Source organism: Maridesulfovibrio frigidus DSM 17176, from assembly GCF_000711735.1.
In the GTDB taxonomy this organism is placed as follows: Bacteria; Desulfobacterota; Desulfovibrionia; order Desulfovibrionales; family Desulfovibrionaceae; genus Maridesulfovibrio; species Maridesulfovibrio frigidus.
Genome location: NZ_JONL01000004.1, coordinates 263,624 through 286,650, shown reverse-complemented (window position 1 = coordinate 286,650; position 23,027 = coordinate 263,624). Strand labels below are relative to the sequence as shown.

17 protein-coding genes are annotated in these 23,027 nt (G+C 45.7%); 1 reads left to right on the top strand and 16 read right to left on the bottom strand.

Translation table 11 applies throughout. The features are described 5' to 3' along the window. Nucleotides 1-3: 3 nt before the first annotated feature. Both tssK and tssJ read right to left on the bottom strand, forming a co-directional pair. On the bottom strand, nucleotides 4-1,383 hold the full coding sequence (gene tssK / locus BR06_RS0110545) for a type VI secretion system baseplate subunit TssK (protein WP_031482728.1): 1,380 nt from the start codon (nucleotides 1,381-1,383) through the stop codon (nucleotides 4-6). A gap of 3 nt (nucleotides 1,384-1,386) precedes the next feature. After that, nucleotides 1,387-1,965 carry a type VI secretion system lipoprotein TssJ gene (gene tssJ / locus BR06_RS0110540; protein WP_235727710.1) on the bottom strand — a complete coding sequence of 193 codons (579 nt, stop codon included), beginning with the start codon at nucleotides 1,963-1,965 and terminating at the stop codon, nucleotides 1,387-1,389. Between the two features lie 194 nt (nucleotides 1,966-2,159). Between tssJ and BR06_RS0110535 the strand changes: the two genes are divergently transcribed. Continuing rightward, the gene (locus BR06_RS0110535) at nucleotides 2,160-3,677 is read left to right on the top strand and encodes a type VI secretion system contractile sheath domain-containing protein (RefSeq protein ID WP_031482724.1); all 1,518 of its coding nucleotides are present in this window, start codon (nucleotides 2,160-2,162) and stop codon (nucleotides 3,675-3,677) included. A gap of 59 nt (nucleotides 3,678-3,736) precedes the next feature. Here the strand turns inward: BR06_RS0110535 and BR06_RS0110530 are convergent, their stop codons facing one another. From BR06_RS0110530 to tssA, 14 genes are all read right to left on the bottom strand, one after another. Then, a complete protein-coding gene (locus BR06_RS0110530) occupies nucleotides 3,737-4,510 on the bottom strand; it encodes a hypothetical protein (protein ID WP_031482721.1) in 774 nt (257 codons plus the stop codon). Between the two features lie 13 nt (nucleotides 4,511-4,523). Next, entirely contained in the window at nucleotides 4,524-4,928 is a 405-nt protein-coding gene (locus tag BR06_RS0110525) for a DUF4150 domain-containing protein (RefSeq protein WP_031482719.1), read from the bottom strand. A gap of 9 nt (nucleotides 4,929-4,937) precedes the next feature. Beyond that, nucleotides 4,938-5,561: a DUF3540 domain-containing protein gene (locus BR06_RS0110520; RefSeq protein WP_031482717.1), complete on the bottom strand. Its 624-nt coding sequence runs from the start codon at nucleotides 5,559-5,561 to the stop codon at nucleotides 4,938-4,940. Between the two features lie 21 nt (nucleotides 5,562-5,582). Beyond that, nucleotides 5,583-6,647, bottom strand: coding sequence for a pentapeptide repeat-containing protein (locus tag BR06_RS0110515; RefSeq protein ID WP_031482715.1), 1,065 nt, complete (start codon nucleotides 6,645-6,647; stop codon nucleotides 5,583-5,585). Further along, entirely contained in the window at nucleotides 6,644-10,480 is a 3,837-nt protein-coding gene (locus BR06_RS0110510) for a DUF2169 family type VI secretion system accessory protein (RefSeq protein ID WP_031482713.1), read from the bottom strand. The genes BR06_RS0110515 and BR06_RS0110510 overlap by 4 nt, the downstream gene beginning before the upstream one ends. Nucleotides 10,481-10,492: 12 nt before the next feature. Continuing rightward, nucleotides 10,493-12,784 carry a type VI secretion system Vgr family protein gene (locus tag BR06_RS0110505; protein ID WP_031482711.1) on the bottom strand — a complete coding sequence of 764 codons (2,292 nt, stop codon included), beginning with the start codon at nucleotides 12,782-12,784 and terminating at the stop codon, nucleotides 10,493-10,495. A 24-nt stretch (nucleotides 12,785-12,808) separates the two neighbouring features. Beyond that, complete coding sequence (gene tssH, locus BR06_RS0110500) at nucleotides 12,809-15,445, bottom strand: type VI secretion system ATPase TssH (protein WP_031482709.1); 2,637 nt, start codon at nucleotides 15,443-15,445, stop codon at nucleotides 12,809-12,811. 42 nt (nucleotides 15,446-15,487) lie between these two features. Beyond that, the gene (gene tssG / locus BR06_RS0110495) at nucleotides 15,488-16,519 is read right to left on the bottom strand and encodes a type VI secretion system baseplate subunit TssG (protein WP_031482707.1); all 1,032 of its coding nucleotides are present in this window, start codon (nucleotides 16,517-16,519) and stop codon (nucleotides 15,488-15,490) included. After that, nucleotides 16,483-18,213, bottom strand: a complete 1,731-nt coding sequence (gene tssF, locus BR06_RS0110490) for a type VI secretion system baseplate subunit TssF (RefSeq protein ID WP_031482705.1) — start codon at nucleotides 18,211-18,213, stop codon at nucleotides 16,483-16,485. The genes tssG and tssF overlap by 37 nt, the downstream gene beginning before the upstream one ends. A 5-nt stretch (nucleotides 18,214-18,218) precedes the next feature. Further along, a complete protein-coding gene (gene tssE, locus BR06_RS0110485) occupies nucleotides 18,219-18,638 on the bottom strand; it encodes a type VI secretion system baseplate subunit TssE (RefSeq protein ID WP_031482703.1) in 420 nt (139 codons plus the stop codon). A 78-nt stretch (nucleotides 18,639-18,716) separates the two neighbouring features. Then, nucleotides 18,717-19,199 carry an Hcp family type VI secretion system effector gene (locus BR06_RS0110480; protein WP_031482701.1) on the bottom strand — a complete coding sequence of 161 codons (483 nt, stop codon included), beginning with the start codon at nucleotides 19,197-19,199 and terminating at the stop codon, nucleotides 18,717-18,719. Between the two features lie 88 nt (nucleotides 19,200-19,287). Continuing rightward, a complete protein-coding gene (gene tssC / locus BR06_RS0110475; protein ID WP_031482700.1) occupies nucleotides 19,288-20,772 on the bottom strand; it encodes a type VI secretion system contractile sheath large subunit in 1,485 nt (494 codons plus the stop codon). An 11-nt stretch (nucleotides 20,773-20,783) separates the two neighbouring features. Next, entirely contained in the window at nucleotides 20,784-21,266 is a 483-nt protein-coding gene (gene tssB, locus BR06_RS0110470) for a type VI secretion system contractile sheath small subunit (protein ID WP_031482698.1), read from the bottom strand. A 46-nt stretch (nucleotides 21,267-21,312) separates the two neighbouring features. After that, nucleotides 21,313-22,902 (bottom strand): type VI secretion system protein TssA, encoded by a 1,590-nt coding sequence (gene tssA, locus BR06_RS0110465; RefSeq protein ID WP_031482696.1) that lies wholly within the window; start codon nucleotides 22,900-22,902, stop codon nucleotides 21,313-21,315. Between the last annotated feature and the right edge of the window lie 125 nt (nucleotides 22,903-23,027).

The following is a 23,027-nucleotide window of genomic DNA, read 5'->3' as shown; positions in this document are numbered from 1 at the left end:
GAGCTACCCTCTCATGGCCGCAATATATGCCACCATTTCTTTTGGAGCAGAATCCCAGTAAAGCGAAATACTACGAGACTTTTCAATATCGTCCCACAAAGGAGACTCGGTATCAATGCGGAAACACAGTGCGCCCTTAGTACGCGGCAAACCCGGTGGAGGATTTTCCACTGAAGTCAAACTTATACCATGGACGGCTCTAGCAAGAAGAGCACTCATTCCCTTTGTTGCCGAAAGTTTTGCAATCTTAAGAATTTCATCACTCGCCTGATCCGTTTGATCCATACGAATGAGCAACCAGAAACTGTTCCCCGGACCAAATGCTCGGTCTGGAAGTTCCGCAGTATAATAAGGATCTTCGAAAACAAACTGACTCATGAACTCAGGTCCAGCTGTCAGGCTGTCAAGAATACGGGTAATAATCGCGCGGGCCGACTCAAAACAAGGACCGAGATTTTCATGATTATAATCAGGCAGCATCTTCTCACCATTAATCCCCTCACCAAGGGCAGAAAAATCGCGGGAAAAAGAAGACAACTCGCCTATTATCTGGCGCAATACTCCAAAAGCTTTCCATGGATGAATATGCGGAGCATCCGCTAAATGTTTAAGCTTGGGCGCATACCGGTTCAATGTTCGTAAGGCGAGTAAAAAGACCGTTGAGGTAAAGTCCAGATCTCCAGCACCAAGCCCACCCGGATTTTTATATTGCTCCAGGCGACGACAGCGTGAAGCGACCTGATCACTCACATCTCTAAAAATATTGGATAAATAGTCCGAACCGCTCAGGGTAATGACTGGAGGAATAAAACTTTCGTCAAGGCGAATTTGCTGAACATCAAGAACAAGGCGGGCAAGCGGAATTATCGTATACGCGCCAAGATCTTCAAGTTCGGTTTCCCAGAAAAGACGAAGCACATATCGCATAGGCTTAATCTGAGCCACAGGACCACTTCCTAAAAGATCAGGAAGCTCTTCAGGATTTGGAGATGCCGCAAACATAGTGTTAACAACAGGAGCTCCATCCTCAACCAGTGAAACATTGCCTCCCTCAGGATTCCATTTACGAAGTCCGAGATAGACCATGAAAGGTTTTTCGCCATCCACCCAAGCTTTATCAAAGGATCTAGGCTCGAGTTTGGCATTTCCAGGAAAGGAAACAAAATTGCCATCATCAAACAAGACTTCTACATCCGAAACTTCAAAATTACGACGTTCAAGTGCTCCTTCACGAATATCAAGTCTGGTAAGCCCCCAGAAATGGGGCTGTCCATACTCACGCAAAGCACGTAAACGATGCAATTGATGAAGATCCGACAACTGAAAATGTTGTGGTTGAAGAAATAATCCCTGATGCCAAAAAAGAGGTTTATTAGCGTGCACTCATTACTCCCCGACCTTCTGTATTTCTTGTGGACCAAGAATCAGCATCGCATCCAGCTTAGCTGGAGCATACCAAGTATCTGACCACCAAAGCATACCTGTACTTGTTACATCCATAGGAATTTGCCAGTTTCTAGTCGCTCCGGACCCTTGCAGATTATAATAACCCGCGGCAACCCCGACAAACTTTGTCCCTTCAGCCCGGTCCATAGTAAGAGTCGCATTCTTTCCGGGCTGAATGAACTCCCGCCTTACTTGGGTAACAGTCGGACCGAAACTTGTGCAGTTATATAGCTTACTAAGGCCAGTAGAACTACCTGCAAGTTCGTTAAACTTACTCAAATCAGACAACTGGTAAACACACAAAAGCAGTGTGTGCGGGTCCCCATCATATTGATTTAATTCTTTATCAACACCGAGCTTAAGAGAAATAGCAGCGGTCTGATAAGTCCATTTCATTTGGTCAGGACTTTTAGCAGGTGTAGTCACTGTTGTCGGATTTACGGGCTTAGGTTTCCCCCCGCATCCGGCAACTACAAATATGAACGACATACAAAGTAATATCAAATACCTGAGTACCACAACCTACCTCCAAGTAACTAACCACTTACATCAAAACATAAAACAATACTTAATAAAGAACGTACACATAATCTAATTTAATGTCGATGCCTGAGTTTATTATTCAACTATTTTATATGTCTTGTTTCCAATGTGCTTGATTTTCCGTTATGCTGACATAAATATCCGTGCACCAGCACGCTCAAGGAGATTTTATGCACATAGAAATACCGCCTTTTTCAATATTAGCATTCGGACCATTTTCTCCAGAACTGGATACAGAAAAACCTCCAGTCGTAACGGTAAATTCACTTTCCTTAAACGACGCGGTAGCCGCTATTGCTCCGACTCTTAATATCCCAGTGGATAAAACTCTCTGCGCAGATGGAAATATTGCAATAACTATTAAAAAAATGGCTGATTTCAGACCAAAGAATATATCTAAGAACACCCTCTTCATCAAAGAAATTCTCGAGGCAAAAGCGTATGTCAAAAATGGGGGAAATCCAGCAGATCTAGAGGTAAAGTACCCGCGCACAGCACAGCTTATAACAATTCCGGCAACTACCAGCTCCCGCAAATCGGAATCAAAAGCCAGCGCCATTGACGACATCCTATCCATGGTGGACACAGACGCAAATGAAACAAGTTCGCCTATTAGCAGTGGTTCCACCAGTGTAGGCGATCAAATCGACGCCATTCACGATAAACTTTTGCAAACTATTTTCGCTGACCTAAATTTCAGAATGATGGAAGCCGCATGGCGCGGAGCAGAACTGCTAACACGCCAAATTCCATCAGGAACCGAGCCTACGGTTAATCTAACTCTGGTTCCACTACCAAAAGGAGACTGCATCCCCGTTTTTGATATGCTCGAAAGCGGATTAGCTGACACTCCGCCCGACCTTATCCTTGTAGATAAACATATCATCAATACTCCGCGAGCTATGGTGGAACTTGAGCGAATCATGACTTTTGCGGAAACCATGCTTGCTCCGGCAGTTATCCCCATTGGTCCGAAATTTCTGGAAATATCAGATTGGAAGGCGCTTAAGTCCGTCCGTTTTATTCCGAGCTTACTTGAAGGTGCTGAGTATGGCCGCTGGAAAACATTACGCACCCAATCCGGCGCAGGCTGGATTGTGCCTTGTGTCAGCGGAATAATGACCCGCCCGAAACATCAATTTGAGTCAACACCTTTATGGTCCAGCTCCGCTTGGGCAATCGGGGCGTTATGCGGCAAGAGCATTGCAACACATGCTCGCCCAACGCGTTTTTCCGACCGTGGATCTGTCCGCATCGAAGACCTGCCGTTAACCGAGGGTTCTTCTCCGGCACCACTTGAAATAATGCTTGATTCAGAGCGCAGAACGGATTTCAAACAGGCGGGAATTTTACCACTTGTGGCCGCACCGGGCAAAGATCAGGTTTTTGTGACCACATCAATAACAATGGACGGTGGTCCTTTAAATTTCAGAATGTTTCTTTCACAGTTGACGGGTTTTATCATCCGCCTCTCCGAAACTCATGGTGATGAAATAGTTGATATTGAAATTGACCTAGCCAAGGCCATATCCCTATTCATGCAAGCTTTAGGGTTGTCCGTCCCAAGCAATCTGAAAATAACTGCTGGCGAAAACACCGAAGGATCTATACCGCTCGAAATAACTTTCACTCCTGATTCTGAGATTCTCACTGGAGGCCAGCCTTTCACCTTCGGATTCAGCTGGTAAGAAAACATGTTTCTCAGGCTTATTTACCGCTAAATACAAAAACCAACAGCAGCAGAAGTCTATTTCAGCGACAGCGAGAATAATTCCGCATCATCGCCTTCCGAAAATTCACCAAAGAGCAGGCTATCCGGTGTTCCGGTTACCTTCACAAAATATGATTCACCTTCGCTCAGCTCATTTTTCACAGCCCAGCCCACATATTCACTACCGCCAAGTTCAAGCTTCAGTCCCTTCATAGGGAAATTCAGCACGCATTTCTCTGGCAACATTCCAGCAGGACCAGTCCCATGTGCCGTAATTTCTCCGCCAGAAACGCCAAGCAGTGCGCCCTTCCACGAATGACCGGGAGCAGGACCGACTTCCAGCCACAAACCAAGACTGGGCAATGGATATAAGTCAAAACGGTATTCCGGCTCGACCTTTTTAATAGGCATATTAGCTTTTGCAGCGAGCTTAGCCCCAAGTTTGGATTCTTCTACAACATCTGCATTTCTTAGCATGGTCGGCAACGTCTGCACGTCCAAATCGCCATCTTCACAAATGCAGACAATCGGAAAGCCATAACCACGACGAGCTTGCACTCCTGCCGCCAAAAGGCCGAGTCCGAACCGAATATCAGGATTTGCAAAGCTAGCCTTGGTTCCCTTGATTAACCATACGCCAACTTCCGGCTTATCCATTTCGGCAACAGGTCCGGCCCATTCCATCTTTTCCAGATTATCAGACCAGAAATGCCCGTTCACAGCTAACCCATAGCGGGTCACCGTTTGAAAAAGTCCTTTTCCTTTGGCCTCGTCCTTTTCCAGTATAGATATAAAAACGCTTTTAGTCATGAATTCCTCTTGGTTATCCGAGAGTCAGAACAGTAACCTGACTAGGACAGATACACATTCCCGGGGCATTAGGCAGGACTGCGAGACAATTCTGCCCCGTGACACTGGTCAACCGCTGTGCAGGCAAACCATCCGCCATAATGGTGATGCAACCCACAAGATATTCAGTCTGACCCGATTCAAGATGAGAAACTACTCCCATCTCAACTCCCGGTTCGTCACCCTCACTAACCAAACCAAGCGACACCTGATTTAAGGTCGGCATACAATCGATAAGCACATTATACGCAGCCGGAGCTGTGGTCGCGGACTCAGCAATATTTGGATACGGAATCGGCACAGGCACTGGCCCCACCGGAGTCAGGCAGACGTCCGGAAACCCCATATCCATCCCCGCACCTTGAGTTAATGCAAACATATCTTCCTCCTAGCCCATGTGTATGAGTTCGCCGTCAATTTTAACATGCTCTTCGGAAACTATAACCGTATTTTTACTATGAATAGTCATAGTTTCGTCCACAAGCTGTCTACGGGATTCAGCCTGACAATCTTCATGCTCTTTTGTGAATCTGAAATAATTATTTACACGACGGGTGAATTCACGGCTGATATCATCAACAGTTCCAGCCACCTTTTTAACCCGCTCAATATTACTTGTGAAAATACGCGAAGTCAGGGAAACGCTACCTGCCGCAACCTCCACTTCGGTTGACTGCAAAGCAGCTTTGCCAGTGATGCAATTAAGCTCAGTTTCCGGCGCAACGGTTAAACTACCACCATTTACTTGAAGCACGGAATCGCCCTCAAGCTCGAGCGCAGTAGGAGAATTTCCAGCGCGAACAAGCACAGATAAGACCCATACTCCGCCTTCTGCATCCACAGATAAAAGCACAGAATCGCCTTCTTCGGGCCTGACTAAACAACTAACAGCGCGCTTAGCTTCAATGTCTCCAAATGTTGTGGCAACCATAACGGTTCCACCTGCGGAAACAATCTGTCCATATTCCAAATGAGGATTAGCCTGTTCGTGTTTTCTAGCGAGATTATCCATATATCCTCCAAAGTTGAAAAACTATAAATCGTGAAGCCAGTTCTCGGCTTCTTCAAGATCTTTGTCCGTGCCTTGCAGCATAATAAGAGAAGCGCCATCCCACTTAGTGTCTTTGTCCACAGCCCGATGCATTTTTGATCGGTACATAGACGCACGAGTAAAATTCGCGTGGGTCAAGTCAGCATGAGAAAAATCAGAATGTTGCAGTTTGGCGCCCACAAATTGGGTTACGTGGCAAATGGATTTGGCAAAAATAGCGTGAACCATTGTTGCGCCTGAAAAGTCCGCCATAGTCGCATCCGCCCCGCCAAAATATGCTTTGGTGAGATCAGCATTACTGAAATTGGTTTCGCGAACAACAGCCCCGTTAAACATACAACTACGGGCCGTTGCTCCTGACAAATTTGCTTTCGAAAGGTCAGCGCCCATAAAATTAGACATACTCAGATCTGTGCCGGATAAATTTGCGCCCTTCAAATTAGCTCTATCTAGCAAGACCTGTGAAAAAAGCTGTCCCGAAATATCCTGTCCCTCAAGATCAGCCTCGCGGAGCATTACTTTAAAGTACGTGCCGCCCTTAAGCTCAGCACCTTTAAAGGTAGATCCATTAAAAACGACGCGATCAAGACTAGCTCCCGCCAGTTTAACCTTATTCAAATTAGAATGAGACATCACGGATTTAAAAATCTTCATGGACCGCATGTCCGCACCTTCAAAATTAGAATGCTGAGCCATGGACCACGAAAGTTCTGCGCCTTGCATATCCGCGCCCGAGAAATCTGTTTTCTGAAGCAATGACATATGCATCTTGGCTTCTTTAAATGAACCACCGACAAAGCTCATGCCCTGAAAGTTAACCTTTGTTAGATCCGTTCCATCGAAGTTTGCTCCTGCGAAGTCACACTTTTTAAAGCCCGTTTTTAGGAGGTTAGCACCGGAAAAATTAACATCGCGCATAATGGCATCATGAAAACGACCGCCAGTGAGATCCACTCCAGATAAATCAGCTCCGGTCAGATCTACGTTTTCCAACGTCTGGTTGTCAGCTATTGCCGATAATATTTGATCACGGGTTAAAGTGCTCATGATTCATCATCCAGAAGGTCTACTTTGCCGTGCAATTGACTGCGTTTTAAATTCGCACCTTCGAAGCGAGTCCCACCCACTACCGATTTATAAAAATCTACGGCAAAAAGATTTGAACCACGCAGGTCAGTATCAACCAGACGGGCCTTACGCATGCCACCCATGAACAAATTAAATGCGCGCATACTCGCTCCTTCAAGATTGCTCTTGGTAAAACGTGCGCCCTTGGCAGATGCACCATTAAAATTCGTTCGCACCAACCTGCTATTATCGATCATAGCACTTTCAAGATTGGCCCCACGGAAATCTGAGCCGGTAAAATCAGTCTCTCGAAGTCCCGCATTTCTTAAGGTCGCGCCCGTGAAATTAGCATCGGGAAATTCCGCATTACGGCCGGTTCTGATTTTATCCAGATTAGCTCCTATGAAATTCACTTTTTTACCTTTTGCACCATTAAACAGGCTCTCGTGTATAGATGCCTTTCCGAAATCCGCACCATCGAGAGTACTTTCTTTAAAGATACATTTTTTGATATCCGCATTACGGAAATTAGCATTATCCGCCTTACCGCTGACCATACACATACTGATGCGAGCACCGTTCAAACTGGCCTTGGTAAAATCGGTTTTCTCAAGAATTGCCATATGGAAATCAGCATCATCGAGAGTAGCTCCGGCAAAACTACTACCTTTGAAAGCAGCCATCTTTGCCTGCGCCCCGCTCAAATCGCTTTCCTTGAAAATAGATTTATTCAGCATAGCGCGATTAAAATCAGCGCCTTTGAGCGATGCTTTTGTAAAATTAGTATCAGTGCCCACTGCCTGCACAAGTTTCGCATTATCCAGACAGGTACCCGTAAAATTTGTTCTCAAAAGCCGACAACCTGTCAGGTCCGCGCCAGCAAGATCAAGCTCTGACAGATCAACATCAGTCAAAATAGCTCCAGCAATACTCTTACCCTGATCATGCATGCGGTGTACTTCTTCGCGGGTCAAAGGACGAATTGCATCGGGATCAAGACCTTGCTTCTCAAATTTTTCTTTGGCTACACCCGGTAAATCTTTGGCCTCAAGCTTTTTCAAACCCTCTTTCAATTCCAACTTTTTAACTTTTAACTTACCAAGCATACTAGCTTTCTTAGCATCAGCTTCTATGCCCATGGATTGCGCTTTAGCGGCTGAAATCTCCATCTTTTCTGCAGCCTCGGGAGTCAGCATTCCTCGCTTGTTAAGGGACGCAGCCTTACCTCTAATCTTATCCGCAATCTTCTTTCCTAATTCTGTAGGAGAAGTCTTTGGAACAGCAGGTCCATCCATAGTAATCTTAGCGGGATCAACACCATATTTCGTGTACTTAGCAGCAACAGCTTTCATCTTTTCTAGCGCGGCTGCCTGTTCAGCATGAATGGGCGCAAACTTGGCTTCCATAGCTTTTTTTACTTCAGCATTAATCCCTTTAGCCAAAGCTTTCACATCAGGAAAAACAGGCTTAAACCCTTTAAGAAAACCTTCTCCTGGAGGCTTGCCTTTCGGTGGCATTCCCATATCAACGGTATGCTCACTGGCATACGCCGCAGGCAAATGATCAAGCACCCACAGCCTGATATCACTACCGCCCTTGCGAGATTCAAAAACATTTTTACCATGCTCAAGTTCCAGTGGAACAGCGGTTTTGTGAGCGGAAATCCAATCTTCCCAGCCAGCATTTAGTTTCTTATCTTCGTTCCACTTTTCTGGCTGTACAATTAAAAAAGCTTGAGCGTTTTTAAGTTCCTTAGCGGCTTCTTTACCCGGCTTATCTTTAGGAGAGCCAAGCGCAATAATTGAGCAACAATCACCTACTTCCTGCTCCATAAAAATAGCCTGCAACTCATCAGCAACAGCTATAACAGGCGCACCTGCTGCGGCTGGCATTGAGGGCAAATCTATAAGAGTTGAACTCGCTATAAATAAGGGGGCTTCATCTGAGCCAGGAACTAAGCTTTCTTTATCACTTTCAAAATATGCAGGATAACTCTGAATACGGTTTAATACCGGCCCGTCAAAACGAGGAAATACAAGCCCAGCGGCTAGAGAAAATTCGCTATCTCCTTTCAGTCCCCAATCTTTTGGGGCTTCCAGAATTTCCGAGTTATTAACACCAAGCCACGCACGTTTCAGAGTCTTGCGCTGAAGTCCAAGATCCGTAAGTTTTCGCAAAGTTTCAGGGTCATCCTCTAGATCTTTGCGGCACTGCACCACGAAAGGAAAACCGCGATCATGCCAAGGGTTAACCTTTTTCTTGAGTGGAAAATCAGGGGAAATGACCTCGTCAGGATCTATTCCAGCCTTCTCCAGATGTGCGGGTTTAATCTTTTTCAAACCGCCGGAAACATCTTTGAGAGCGGCTTTGCGCGCGGTCTCCAGCTTTACTTTTGCCGCAGAAAGTTTGCCTGTAGTAGCTTCAATCTTCTGTCCAATAGTAGCAAGCGTAGTTCTGAATTTATCGAATATACCAAGATTAATCGCAACCAAATGCCCCTTTTCCGCGTGCATCTTAGTTGCCATGGCTTCAAGTTTATCGAGCGTGGCAGTATGCTCTGCAATCATGGTCTTAGATTTAGCAAGCATTTCTTCAGGAGAGGGAGCAGGCATACGAGGTCTATTTCCGAGCGCCTTTTGGCGAATATCATCCGCGAATTTTGGAATATTTTTAACCTTGAGCATGGAAGTCTGAGCTTTTTTCACGGTTTCCTCAGCTTTGGACATATCCATGTCCACACCACGATCAAGGAGCTTAATCTGTAAATCCCTATATTGCTCGATACTTTTAGGTTCCTCAGCCTGATCTTCGTGACGAATCATCACGCGCATAACATCCGCGCCATCCTCGTCCATAACCTCAGTCGTTCCGCGATAGATCAGCAGACCACGCATGATAGAAGGGAAAAACCAAACCGTTTCCAGCCTTGTAGAGACCTCACGAAATTCATCCGTCTCGCTAATTTCATGCGAAGGAAGCGCGCCCGCAGGAAATGTGTGCGGCTTAAATTTAGTATTTAAGGTGACAAAACAGCGCATTCTGAGCTTTGGAAGTGAGCTTTCTATTACTTGAAAATCACGGTTCATATTCTCGATGACAACAGGCTCGCCGCCTTTGAAATAGCCATCAATGAACTGATCTTCGCAAGCCATATTGAAAAATTCGTAATTCATGTCATCTGGGAAAAACGGCCAGCGCTCGTTTTTCCACTTTTCATCATAGGTGCCGTTCTTAGCAAAACGCTGCGGCCACATAAGGTCAAGCGGCCCAAACCCTGCGGGATCGGGAGACTGACCGGGCGAACCTATCTGCTGATCAGGAAGTTCGATATTCGGAAGAGGCACAGCCATAGAGCCATCCGGCATAGGCAGTTTATGAATACCTTTACCTAGCGGATTTTTTGCAAACCCATCCCCACCATAAGCAGTGGGCCAAACAATAGGCATTTCCACAAAAGGTTCAGCCTCTGTAATAAGACCCTTTTTCCAATACCTATCGCCAAAAATATTCAGTTTTTTATCAACTTCACCAACGCGCACCCGCACCTGTGAAGCAGGACGGCTCGTTCCGCGAGGAGCATGACATGAACCCGTCACCAAAAATTCACCGCGTGGCTTTGGAACACCCTGATCAAGAATAGGTTTAGGCCCAAGCTCTCCGGGCAAAGTCTTCCACAACTCCTGCTCAGTCAGCAAATTATCGGGATCATTCAGGTCAAAAAACGACATGATCCCGACACTAAGATAATTTTTATCTTTAATGCCGATTGGGCGCGGGAAGAAAGAGTGCTGTTTTTCTTTGAATATCTTCATGCATTTCCCGCGTTAAATCATGGTAATCAGGCCCGCAATTTTATTCATTTCACCTGCAACTTCGTTGGTTTGCCCAACTACTGTCGACTGCTCACCAATCGACTTAGTTGTTTCACCAATAGCTTTGGACATAACCCCTATAACCGAGCTTTTATCCCCACTAAGTTCAGTAACTTCGCCGCACAAGTTAGTAAGACACCCAGCAACGGTGTTCATTTCACCCCAGACTTTATCAACCTGCCCAGCAAGCTTACTGGATTCCCCCGCAAGCTTCTGGGTCGAGCCAGCTAATTTATTATGCTCGGCGACTAAAGTATTGTGTTCACCCCGCAAGCTATTAAGTTCCGCACTCATCGTAGTCTTGGTTCCATTTAATTTAGTCACTTCTAAAGCAGTTTTTATTTTCTCACCTGCTATTTCTGTAATTGTTGCTTCAAGTTTAGTCTCATCTTCATAAATAACCGTATGGTACGGTGCAAATTTCATCTCGCCACCAATACTGAGTCCCGTTTCAAGACCTATAACAGCATCTTCTTTGAATCCTAAAAAGGCTTTTGTATCATTACCGACAACGACCTCTTCCGAGCTTCCACCAATGAACTTAAACTCGTTCCCTAGAATCGTTGAGGCTGAAGAACCGGCAAATACGGACATGTGCGCAGAAGTATTAAGTTTATACCCATCCTCGCCACCTTCGTTTTCACGCTCCCATGTGCCATCCTCGCCAGGGGTCTCCTCATCCCCGCCAGGGGGATCGTTGGGAGTCCCCATCCGAACCCAGGTGTTGGACTTGGGAGTATGCATCAATATGCGCTCACTGCCAGCCTGATCTTCCATGTGAATATGGTTCTTCCCGCCAGTGGTAATCATGCACTTGGTCTGGCTACTATCTGTAACTAAACTTGGAGTTTCGGGGTTTGGAACTGCCGCCTGAATAATCGGCCTGTCCGGATCACCATCAATACAGGTCAGCAAAACTTCCGTGCCTTTATGCAACGGAAAATGCATACCATGGTCGGAACCGCCATAAGGCTGAGCCATGCGTAGCCATGTTGTAGCTTTACCATTATGCCTGCCGGACTCATCGAAAGGCAGAATAACTTTGTACCTGCCCTGACTGTCTAGCTCAGCATATTTACCGCTTCCAGAAGCATCAATTTTAGCGTTCATTGATCCTGTGAACTTCGGCTTAAACGATTTGCGCTCTGCCCTGTACTGCGTTGCGGCAGGGATACAGGTGAAAGTATTACGATAGTAGAGCCTATCTTCTCCCTCAGACAAATGCATCCCCAGTCCCGACACGAGATACGCTTCCTGACTGCCTTCGTGGGTTACTTCTGTGGTCAGATAACGCTGATTAAAATCCTGACGGTAATGGTCTTTCAGCTCAAAAACATACCCAGTGCGAACGTATGGAACAGTGGACACGCCATGAAATACCTTTTCACGGCAAAGATATTCCTGCGCACGTATCTTCGCCAGCTTGTCACCGTCCGAAGGAGTTAAAAAATGTTCTGCGTAGAGATATATTTCGCCCATACCATGAGGAGAAACTTCCGCTTCACAGTTCATTTCAAGGCTAGGTTTTTGATAATTATAATCTTTCAGCAACACCTTTTTAGGTAATGGCTGCTGTTTAAGCATGAAATTTTTAACAATCTCCTCACGCTTGGTAAAATCTAAATTACTGGGCGGTGAATAGCTTAAAGAAGTCCCCTGAGACATGGGCGAATGCGAAATATGAGTATCGGTAATAATCATTTTCTCGCCCTGATCGGTCTGCTCAAAATAATAATACATTCCATAGCGTTCCATCCAGCGGGATACGAAATTGAAATGAGACTCATTATACTGGCAGATATATTCCCATGAAGGATATGAAGCTTGCAACTTGAAATCAAAATTAAGGCCCTGCTTAAGACCTCCCTTCTGGAGGACTCCATCCATAAAGCCTTGCGCATTCTCGTTCAAAAAAATCTGGTTGCAATGAGTCAGAGTAGTCCACCACAATTTGGGAACAAGCTCAGCTCTATAAAAAACAATCCCGGCGGCTTGATGCATCTGTTCAAACGAACTGAGAATTCCCTTAAAAGGAATATCACCATCATCACGTTTAATTGTGAATTCCACGGGATTTTGCAGAATGGAATCCAAGTCCAAATTAGCTTTTTCCGAAATCAGCGTAATACTGAAACGGTAAATAGTAGAAAGCCCCTCGGTTCCTTTAAACTTGACGACAGTGAAGGTGTTCTTGTCCACCGCTTTAGATTCAAACAGGAATTTAGGTTTGGAATTTTCAGCCATAATAATACCCTCTTATGTTGCCTTTTAGTCCTTAGAAAAATCCATGGCAAACGAGCCGTCTTTATCAATACCGAGGTGAACAGCCGATGGCATGCCACCTTCAGTCATGTGTCCAAGAATTTCCTTAGACATCTGCGGCAAAACGTTTCCATTCAAAATATATTCAATATTACGTGCTCCAGTCTCTACCTCGGTACAGCGAGCCGCAATCTGATCAACTACAGCTTCGTCGTAGGTCAGTTTCATTTTGTTATTATTAAGCAGCATCTTTTCGAGCTTGTGTAGTTTTAGTGTCGTGATGAGTTTCATCGCATCTGGATTAAGAGATACATACGGAACCACATTCATACGCGCTAAAAGTGCCGGTTTGAAATGCTGGGAAAGAATCGGCCTGACTGCCCCGACCACCGCATCCAAAGGCATTTCATCTTCACCTTCGCCTCCGGTCATTTCCTGAATAACATCAGTAGCGAGATTGGAAGTCAAAATGATAATGGTGTTTTTGAAGCTGATATCTTTTCCCTCACCATCAGTCAGAATTCCCTTATCAAAAACTTGATAGAAGGTGTTCATAACGTCAAGATGCGCCTTTTCCACTTCATCAAGCAGAACAACGCTGTAAGGCTGGCGACGTACAGCTTCGGTAAGCATGCCGCCCTCGCCATAACCAACGTAGCCCGGGGGCGAACCGATGAGGCGGGAAACAGTATGTTTTTCCTGGAATTCACTCATGTTAACGGTAACTACGGACCTTTCATCACCGAATAGCAAGTCTGCCAAAGAAAGCCCCGTCTCAGTTTTACCAACACCGGAAGGCCCAACAATCAGAAATACTCCAATGGGCTGATCGGGATCTTTAATTCCCGCTTTTGATGCACGGATAACTTCGGCAATAGCTTCAAGCCCCTGGTCCTGACCTTTGACCCGCTCTTGGAGTCTGACATCAAGGTCAACAACAGTTTTAGCTTCATCGCGAGCCATCTTACCCACAGGAATACCAGTCCAGTCTGAAACAACGCGTCCGACCAGATCAGGTGTTACTTCTATCTGAACCATAGGATCTTTACCTTGCAACTTGGCAAGAGCTTTATCCAGCTTGGCTAATTCTTTTTTAAGCTTTTTAATCTCGGCCTCATCTTCGCCTGCGTCCTGAATCTGCTTACGCACATCAAGCACAGCGTGAGCCGCATCTTTTTCTTTTAACCAATGCTCGTGAATTTTATCGCCTTCTTTAGTCTTGTCGGCGATAAGTTTATCCACTTCCTTACAGCGCGCTTCGTCAACTTCAACGCCATTAGTGCGGTCACGGGCAACGGCCTTCTTCTCCCGTTCAAGAGCCTGAACGGAGCGCTGGCAATCTTCCAAAATAGCAGGTTTAGCGGAAAGGTTAACTTTAACCCGCGCACAAGTTGTATCAAGTAAATCGATCGCTTTATCCGGCAGGAAACGCCCTGCGATATAACGGTCAGAAAAGACTGCCGCAGCAACGGACGCATCATCACGAATAATCACGTTATGTGATTTTTCATAACTTTCACGCAGTCCGCGCAAAATGATTGTTGAAGTTTCAACGGACGGTTCATCAAGCTTAACAAGCTGGAAACGACGAGCCAGCGCAGGATCTTTTTCGAAATATTTCTTATACTCTGTCCAAGTGGTAGCCGCACATGTTTTCAGCTCTCCGCGGGCAAGTGCAGGCTTAAGCAAATTGGCAGCATCGGAACCGCCGGAAGCACCGCCAGCTCCAACCAAAGTATGAGCTTCATCAATAAATAGAATGATAGGCTTTTCACTGGACTTGATCTCGTCAATGACCCCTTTCAGCCTATTCTCAAACTCTCCTTTCATGCCCGCGCCAGCTTCAAGGAGCCCCATATCAAGCCCGACCAGCGAAACTCCGCTCAGGATTTCAGGAACATCACCTTCGATAATACGCAGGGCCAGCCCTTCGATTACAGCTGTTTTACCGACACCCGGCTCACCAACAAGAATAGGATTGTTCTTACGGCGACGAGCTAGAATATCCACCATCTGGCGCATTTCAGCGTCACGCCCGAAAACAGGGTCTATGCCGCCTTCCGCAGCTTTAGCTGTGAAATCTACACAGAACCGCTCGAGGAATCCGCCATCACCTTTTGCGGGAGATCCGCCACCACCGCCGCTCGGAGCCGCAGCAGGAAGTTTGTGCTCCACAGAAGATTTAGCAATAGACCAGAAATCTTTAAGCAATGAATCACGGCTTATTTCTGTTAAAAGGCTAGAATACGCACCAGAGGCGTAAAAATTTGGTTTAGATAGGAAAGCTAATAGCACAGCGCCGGAGCGAATGCGGCTATCGCCAAGTTCTACAGATGAAATGAGCCATGCATCCTCGAAAAGCTCAATAAGCATGGGTGAGAATACCGGCTTACCGGAATTCCCAGTTTTGAAATCTTCCAGCACATCAGACAGAGAAGCCGTGAGCCTTGCGGTTTCAACTCCGTACTGGCGGAGTATGAGAGGTAAATCACTATTAACATCCTCAAGACATTTGAGAAAGTAATGTTCCACCGAAACTTCATAATGGGTGAGCGAGACACAAAGTCCGGCGGCATTATGAAGAGCGTTAGTACTATAGGTGTTAAGTTTGGAAAGCAGATTTTTTATATCAACATTAATCATAACTTTTACCCTCTCACTAATATTTAGTCTTACAGCGTTAAATTAGCTACTTGATACGCGTCCGCCCTCATTGGGGAAAGTGGCTTCAGCATGTTCCAATCGATCTCCTGAAAACACCCATGAATCACAGCCAAGGCCAGACCATTGTTCACCGCCAAGAATCGCAGTGTGAGCCTCGCCGGGCTTCATTTCAAGAACAAGATCATATTTAAACGGCTCTACAAGATAACCGCGGACAAGATTATCAAGCTTCTTACCTTCACCTTCCCCCGGCAATAACTCATGATACCGTACAGCATCCAAACCACGAAGAACTATCGCACATTTTCCCATACGGTCATCTAATTCTTCGCCAATCCACGACCTTTCTCCAAGAATATTAGAATCCACGCCAAGCGAAAAACGCTGATCTTCGGGAAGTTTAACTTTACGCAAAACGCACTGCTCAACGCGCACTTTATCGTGATCCAAGGAATCTTTCAGGAGAGTCTTGAGCCCTAGTGCGCTTCTCGGATACTGAGTTAACAGCCCAATGTGACGATACCGGCGGCACTCCTCGGGAACTGAGGCTAAAACCTCTTTATGGCCGAATCCAAGCAGACAGTTCAAACGCTCCAGCCACGAACTATCTTCTTCATCAACAGCCTTCACCATCAATCTGGATCGGGACCACGCGCGGAAAAACTGAACATAAACATCATTGTTTATGATATCGATAAAGTCTCTGGTTACAGACTTATCTTCCGAGGCTTCCTCAAGCAGCTCCTCAGTATAAAATATGGGCATAGGGGATGATGCCCCATACAAACCCATGAAAGTTGCTTCTATCCGATAACGATCGCCGTCCTTTGAAAGCTCTTCCGTAACCTCAGTAAGATCCGTAGCCGGAAATCCAAGGGACAACTGCGGACGCACCCGAAGATGGTCGCGATAAAACGTCTCCAGATCCTTACCCGTGCAGCTCTTAGAATGCAGGCGCAATAATCGGATGGCCTGAAAAAAAGAATAGGCGGTCGGGTTATCAAGTAGCTTGCCCGTTATAGAAGAGGGCGATCGCCGATCATCGCATTCCACCGATATCGCTCCTTATTTAAAGTATCTTCCACTGTTAAGCGGGTAAAGCAATTCACAGAAGCATATCCTGCAAAGAACCTGTTCATTACAGAACTGAAAAGATATAGATCGCCACTATTGGCAAATCCGTCACAGGTAAGCGACAATTGAATATCGCGCCCGCGCATAACAAGACCTTTAACCAGCCTATCTCCCTCGCTTAACTTCATGCCCTGAATAGCCTCAACCCGTTTAGTATTCGCCACTACTGATCCGCGGTCACGGGTATCGGTAAATACATAGAGTTTGACCATGGCGCGCAGGCTATCGACATCTGCAACTGAAAGATAATTTATGTACAGATGCGACAACAATCTCCAAAGCAAGTTCTTACCAAGGGGCGGCTGAACAGGTGAAGTCGGCTGCCGGATATTTTCAAAAGTAGCCAACTCAGGCGATGTCGATGTCGGCTTTGAAATATCACCGAAACGAAGTTTCTCAGGTAAATTCCCGTTAGTGCAGGTCAAAGACATGGACAAAGTTTCGAGTCTGGGAGCTTTCCCTTGAGTCGGGTAGGCCACAGATAGGTAAAGATTTGTCTTGTCCATAACCAACGAGCGGCGGTGATGCACAGTGTAAACAGGCATTTCCTCCGACCTTGGATTAAACATTTGAAATGGCTTATATGGCCGTTCTTCAACTGTTCCCTGAACATATCCAACTACGCTATCTACAGAATAAACCTGATAATCTCCCCCCGACCCTCCAGAAGGTATAACCTGATATTCTGGTCGCTTATGATCAAGAGTTACTGGCTCAGCATCACGCTGAAAAAGATTAATGGCAGGAGTTGCGTACAAACACAGATGTTCCTCAGTAAAATCGAGCAACTCTGCAGGAAGATTGTCCAACTCCAGCACAATTTCAAAAGTTTTACCATCTCCGCGGTTTTTCCAATTATCAAGACCATCCACATCAAAAAAGAGAAATTTTTCCGGAAGAATGAAATATTCCTGTAAAATACGATAGCCCGGAAACGATTGAGAGGGATAAGGGAGCAGGGCTTCCTCGTCTTCAAAACCGACAGCCTTAAGGCTCCCAGAACCGAGCATTGCAACAGCTCCATTCGAACCGCTAACACGTATTCCCCGTATGGAATTAAAAAGGGTTTTATATCTGCTTGAAGCGGACGCATAGCCGCCTGTTAAGTGAAAACGAAGATGTGAAACATCCCACTCATCAAGTGTTAGCCCTTTTAACTCAAATCCTAGAGTCAGCGTTCCGGATGTGCCAGCCCGCTGAACCATATCAACCTTGGTAATGGTTAATGGGTGCAACTCCACATCAAAGGTCGTAGAAAAAGTACACTTAGTGCCTTTAACAGGAATAGAAGAAAGCTGAGAACCCAGCGGAATGTGGACGGTTTCCATGAGACTCGGCTTAGGAGTAAATTTAACGATCGTTGTGGACGGAATAGGCCGCAAATAGTGAGGGAAAACCAACTGCACCAGACCGTGAACAATCTCGGGAAATTCATCATCAAGCTTCTGGTTTATCATACCGGACATGAAAGCAGAGCCTTCCAGCAAACGCTCAACGTCAGGATCGGAACCCGGTCCAGTCAGCATTGGCGCCAGTGCAGGATGGTTCTTAGAAAATTCTACAGCCAGTTCGCGTAGATGCGTTAGTTCTCTTTGGTAGTACTTTTCGATCATATTATTTAGCTATCTTTAACCATAATTCGTCCATCAGGATCGAGTACTGTTTCAAAAACGACAGGCATATCCTGCCCTTCAAGCTTCAGCTTTGCTTGAAGCTTGAACTGTAAGGAAAGTGGCATATCATCTTCAGGTATAAACTGAATATTCACATTTTCTAACCGAGGTTCATATTTAAGAATGACCTCAGTCATTGATTCTTCAATATCACGGACAGCATCAAGCCCCGTAGCCCCGATCATAGAAGTAAAGTCGGGAACGCCATAATCAGGAGCAATCTGAGCATTTCCCTGACGCGTGTTCAGAATCATGCGCAAATGCCCGAGAATGGATTTAACCACCTGCCCCGGTTCAGCGGCATCGCGCCAATCAGGATCCTGTTCCATGAACCTGATACGCTCAAGCAGACGTTGCTCGTTCATTCAATTACCCCGATAAAAAAAAGAGGGCCCGAAGGGGGCCCTTCTTATAATTTCTTAGCTTAATTTACAGTCGGTATCTTAGCTTGATTTCCAATCATCAGTATACTCAATATTACCGTCTGCGTAGGTCCAGGTAATTTTTGAGTAAGTAAAGCTGATGTCTTCCATATCATGATAAGGCTTATTATCAGGAAGGAAGGTCACAGGTTTATATGCATGATGATTAACGATAATCGCTTCTTCCATTTTGATTGTGTAGTATTTTTTCTCAATACCAGTTGGATCAATACGGTAATGGTCGATTTCAACGGTCAACTGCTCGCCTTTACAACATGCCTGAGCAAGTTTTGGAGAAGCATTATCAATATGTTTAGTCACAGTGAAAGGTCTATGGATGCGCTGCCCAGTAGGTAGACCAGTGTGAGTATCTTTAGGAATTTCAACATTATGCTCGACAGCATAGATAAGCATGGTGTCTTTTTTATCACCAGCCTGAGTACAATCGCCTTTGATCTGACCTTGAGTCTTGCCTGTCACTTTCATGTATGAAGTTAATGCCATGATCTTTCTCCTTGTCATTTCATGTTACAAATACACATTTAAGATGTCGCCTACACAAAACGGAAGGCGACCCGGCTAACCTAAGAGACTATTCTTTTTCCAGCTTACCAACCAGAGATAGAGTAAACGCTGCGCCCATGTACTTGAAATGAGGACGGGCTTTTAGGGAAACCGAGTACCAACCCGGATCGCCTTCAACATCATTAACCTCTATCTTTGCCATGCGAAGCGGCCTGCGGCTACGTACGCTTGGAGCTGGATTATCCATCTCAGTTACATATTGAGATATCCAAGTATTAAGCTCGCGCTCTAAATCGCCACGCTCTTTCCACGTACCGATGTTCTCACGCTGAATAACTTTAATATAATGGGCCAGACGGTCCATAATCATCATATATGGAAGCTGAGTAGACAGCTTATAATTAAGCTCTGCCTCCTTGCCTTCCTTGCTAGTACCGAAGAACTTCGGTTTCTGTGCGGAGTTGGCTGAGAAGAAGGCCGCATTATCACTACCTTTACGCATGGTCAGGCCGATGAAACCTTCTTCGGCTAATTCGTATTCCCTACGCTCAGACAAAAGGACCTGAGTTGGAATCTTGGTCTGAACCGCGCCCATAGCTTCATACTGATACAAAGGAAGATCTTCTACCGCTCCACCACCCTGTGGCCCTATGATATTCGCACACCAACGGTATTTTGCGAATGAATCCGTAAGCTTGGAAGCAAAAGCGAAAGCAGTGTTCCCCCAACAGAAATCATCGTCGCCATCTGCTACAGATTCCTGATAATTGAAGGTCTTAGCAGGCAAAGTATCTTGTCCGTAAGGAAGTCTGAGCAAGAATTTAGGCAATGTCAGCCCAACATTTCGTGCATCATCAGACTCACGGAATGAGTTCCATTTTGCATACTGCGGCATTTCGAAAATGGACTTCAAATCTTTCAGATTTGGAAGTTCACTCCATTTTTCAATTCCAAAAAATTCAGTTCCGGCAGCAGCAATAAACGGAGCATGAGTCATTGCAGCAACAGCAGCTGTGTACTGCAAAAGTTTCATATCCTGAGGACCGGGACCAAAATCATAGTTTCCGACAATAGCCCCGAAAGGCTGTCCTCCGAACTGGCCATACTCAGCAGTATAAGCCTGTTTGTAGAGGCCGGATTTAGTAATTTCCGGAGCATCATCAAAATCATCAAGCAAATCAGACTTAGATACGTTCATCAGCTGAATGCGGACATTTTCACGAAAATCTGTGCGATCCACTAAAAATTTAAGCGAACGCCACGAAGACTCCATCTGCTGGAAGTCTTTGCTGTGCATGATGCTATCCATCTGCAGAGACAATTTCTGGTCAATTTGAGCCAGCATATCGTCAACCAGCCCGCCGGAAATCTTAGCCCCTTCGCGCTCAGGCTTAACCATCTCTTCAAGGAAAGCCTGCAAACCGGCTTTGGTCACGGAATAGGCTTCATCGTCCGGTTTAAGCTTCGTTGCTTCAACAATATCGTCTAGCAAAGACCCTTCAGTCGCAGTTTCAGCGGCCTGTTGCTGTTGTTCTTGTTTCTCTTCAGCCATATACGACCCCCTTACTCGATTCCAAGTTCTTTAAGTAAACGTTCACGCGCACCAGCGTCCTTGACCAAGCTCTGAACTTTTTTCCTGAATTCAGGAACATTGGAAAGCGGGCTTTTCAAAGCTTTAAGAGCCTCGCGCAGTTCCATAAGTTGCTGCAATTCAGGAACCTGTTTGATAATCTGGTCAGGATCAAAATCTTTAAGGCTGTCAAATTTAAGTTTCACAGCCATTTGAGCGTCCGGCTCATTGGTGAGTTTATTATCAACTCCCAAAGTAAGCTCCAAATCCTGAGCTTTGAGAACCTCATTGAAATTGTCTTTGTCGATATTAACGGGGTCACGGTCCTCGACCATGCTATCATCGCTCTTTTGAGAGAAATCGCCCAGCACCAGAAGCTTCAGAGGAAGTTCCACTTCTTCTTTAGCATTACCAGTTTCCGGTTTATAAACTATGTTCACCCTTTCTTTCGGGGCAACGGATCCTTCTTTCGCCATGCTTTTGACCTCCAATAAATCGTTCCAAATATTATTCCAGCGAACCTCAGTTCAAACCATCTATTTTAAGCGCCTCAGCAGGATTAATTCTGCAGATTTGCTTCAATGTATCCTTCGCTAAGAGAGCTGCTTCATCTCCACCCTCTGCTATAAGAGCTTCGTAAACTGTCATAAGCCCTCTAAGAGCCAGTTCCGGGTCCCACTTATCAAGACGAAACTTCTTGATATGCTCAATAACTTCATCCGCATGAGCATGTGCAAGCCCGCTCTGATCCACATCAGTAAGAAGCCGGATCAGCCCGAGCCTGAGCAAAAAACGCTCATGTCCAGAGGGACTACTATTTAAACTATCCTGAATAATGGACACAGCGTCAAATATTTTTTTACTTTTTACCAATTTAGCGGCTTCGGCAAAGATCTTTTCCGCTGCGGCTCCTTTCTCAGCGGTTCCGCCAAACCCCGCATCTTTCTCCCTATTAAGAGATTTCAGCCAGGACTTCGTCTTGGTGTCGGCAAAAGGGGTTCCGTCCGAAAATGTCATAGACTCAATACCCGCAAGCCTTTTAACCAGGACACTAACCTCAAGCTCCACCGCAAGCTTAGAGTTTGAGTAATCCTCCCCAAGACCCTCAAGAGCAAGAACGGTAAGGTGACTTAAATCAAGCCAGAAAAGGAATTGGCCGACTCTCGACTCAGCGGCCTGAGCGGCTCCGATATAATCGCGGCTGTTTAATAAGCTGATTATAGAGTCTTTGACCGAGCTATCAGGCGAGGGAATCATAGTCAGACCTTTCTCAGCAGGAGGCAATGCAACTACGGGAAGCCATGCAGCCATTCTCCGCAGCCTGTACCCAGCAACATTCGCCACATCATTGGCGAGCTGATAATCAGCAACAGCAGAAAGCAAATCAAGCCCCGCGCTGAGCTGCCTTTGACATTCCTCTGGCGAGTTAATGCTTCCCGCAGAAATACCATCAGATCGTGCAGACTGCGTCGTAGTGGCAGCACTTACACTTTGCGCTTTTACCTGCTGCTTACTTTCGGACTCAGACTGTTCCGCACCGGAATCCTGCGGCTGTTCAGATTCTGGATCTTCGGTAGCCTCAACAGGTAAACGGTTCGCATAATCAGCTAAACTCCTAAGAATGGGTGCATCGTCTGCTTTTTCCGCAAGAGCTTCATCCAGACCGGTAATACGCTGAGCTAAGAGATCAACGGTGTCCTGTGGAATGTCACCACCCTCATAAGTGGTGAGAAATTTTTCGGCATTATCAGACCACCAGCTTATGGCATTAAACCTTCCACGCATCCTCTTTTTAGCAGGATACATGTTGTCCCAATATTCAGTGACCATATCCAGCAAAATCTGAGCACTGACAGAAAGTCCTTCAACTCCCTTCAAGTTCAAAAGAGCAACACCAAGATATGAAGCTACTTTGATATCTTTAGATTTGCTGGATAAAATAGCCGAACAAAGTTTAACAACCTGCTTCCAATCAATAACCCCGTCAGCCGTAACGCTGGTAAGCTTATCGACCTGCTGTTGAAGCTCATCATATTCCGGTTCGTAACGGGCATCGTCACCCGCTGGTTTGGCCACGCTTATAGGTTCTTTACCGAGAGTTATCAGATCCATTAATCCCCCACGAACACCATGAAAAAATTATACAGGCGAGTCTCAAATAAAATCAGCACATCTAATCAGTCCTTTAATAGACTTACTTTGTAGGATAAATCATACTGAGTAATTTAGCAAACAAA

What these genes read in the sequence shown, in the direction of transcription:
- BR06_RS0110515 (WP_031482715.1), bottom strand. Translation starts at nt 6,647, where the DNA reads ATGAGCACTTTAACCCGTGATCAAATATTATCGGCAATAGCTGACAAC.
- BR06_RS0110480 (WP_031482701.1), bottom strand. Translation starts at nt 19,199, where the DNA reads ATGGCATTAACTTCATACATGAAAGTGACAGGCAAGACTCAAGGTCAG.
- BR06_RS0110530 (WP_031482721.1), bottom strand. Translation starts at nt 4,510, where the DNA reads ATGACTAAAAGCGTTTTTATATCTATACTGGAAAAGGACGAGGCCAAA.
- BR06_RS0110525 (WP_031482719.1), bottom strand. Translation starts at nt 4,928, where the DNA reads ATGTTTGCATTAACTCAAGGTGCGGGGATGGATATGGGGTTTCCGGAC.
- tssA (WP_031482696.1), bottom strand. Translation starts at nt 22,902, where the DNA reads ATGGATCTGATAACTCTCGGTAAAGAACCTATAAGCGTGGCCAAACCA.
- tssH (WP_031482709.1), bottom strand. Translation starts at nt 15,445, where the DNA reads ATGATTAATGTTGATATAAAAAATCTGCTTTCCAAACTTAACACCTAT.
- tssB (WP_031482698.1), bottom strand. Translation starts at nt 21,266, where the DNA reads ATGGCGAAAGAAGGATCCGTTGCCCCGAAAGAAAGGGTGAACATAGTT.
- BR06_RS0110510 (WP_031482713.1), bottom strand. Translation starts at nt 10,480, where the DNA reads ATGAAGATATTCAAAGAAAAACAGCACTCTTTCTTCCCGCGCCCAATC.
- tssC (WP_031482700.1), bottom strand. Translation starts at nt 20,772, where the DNA reads ATGGCTGAAGAGAAACAAGAACAACAGCAACAGGCCGCTGAAACTGCG.
- tssE (WP_031482703.1), bottom strand. Translation starts at nt 18,638, where the DNA reads ATGAACGAGCAACGTCTGCTTGAGCGTATCAGGTTCATGGAACAGGAT.
- BR06_RS0110505 (WP_031482711.1), bottom strand. Translation starts at nt 12,784, where the DNA reads ATGGCTGAAAATTCCAAACCTAAATTCCTGTTTGAATCTAAAGCGGTG.
- BR06_RS0110535 (WP_031482724.1), top strand. Translation starts at nt 2,160, where the DNA reads ATGCACATAGAAATACCGCCTTTTTCAATATTAGCATTCGGACCATTT.
- tssF (WP_031482705.1), bottom strand. Translation starts at nt 18,213, where the DNA reads ATGATCGAAAAGTACTACCAAAGAGAACTAACGCATCTACGCGAACTG.
- BR06_RS0110520 (WP_031482717.1), bottom strand. Translation starts at nt 5,561, where the DNA reads ATGGATAATCTCGCTAGAAAACACGAACAGGCTAATCCTCATTTGGAA.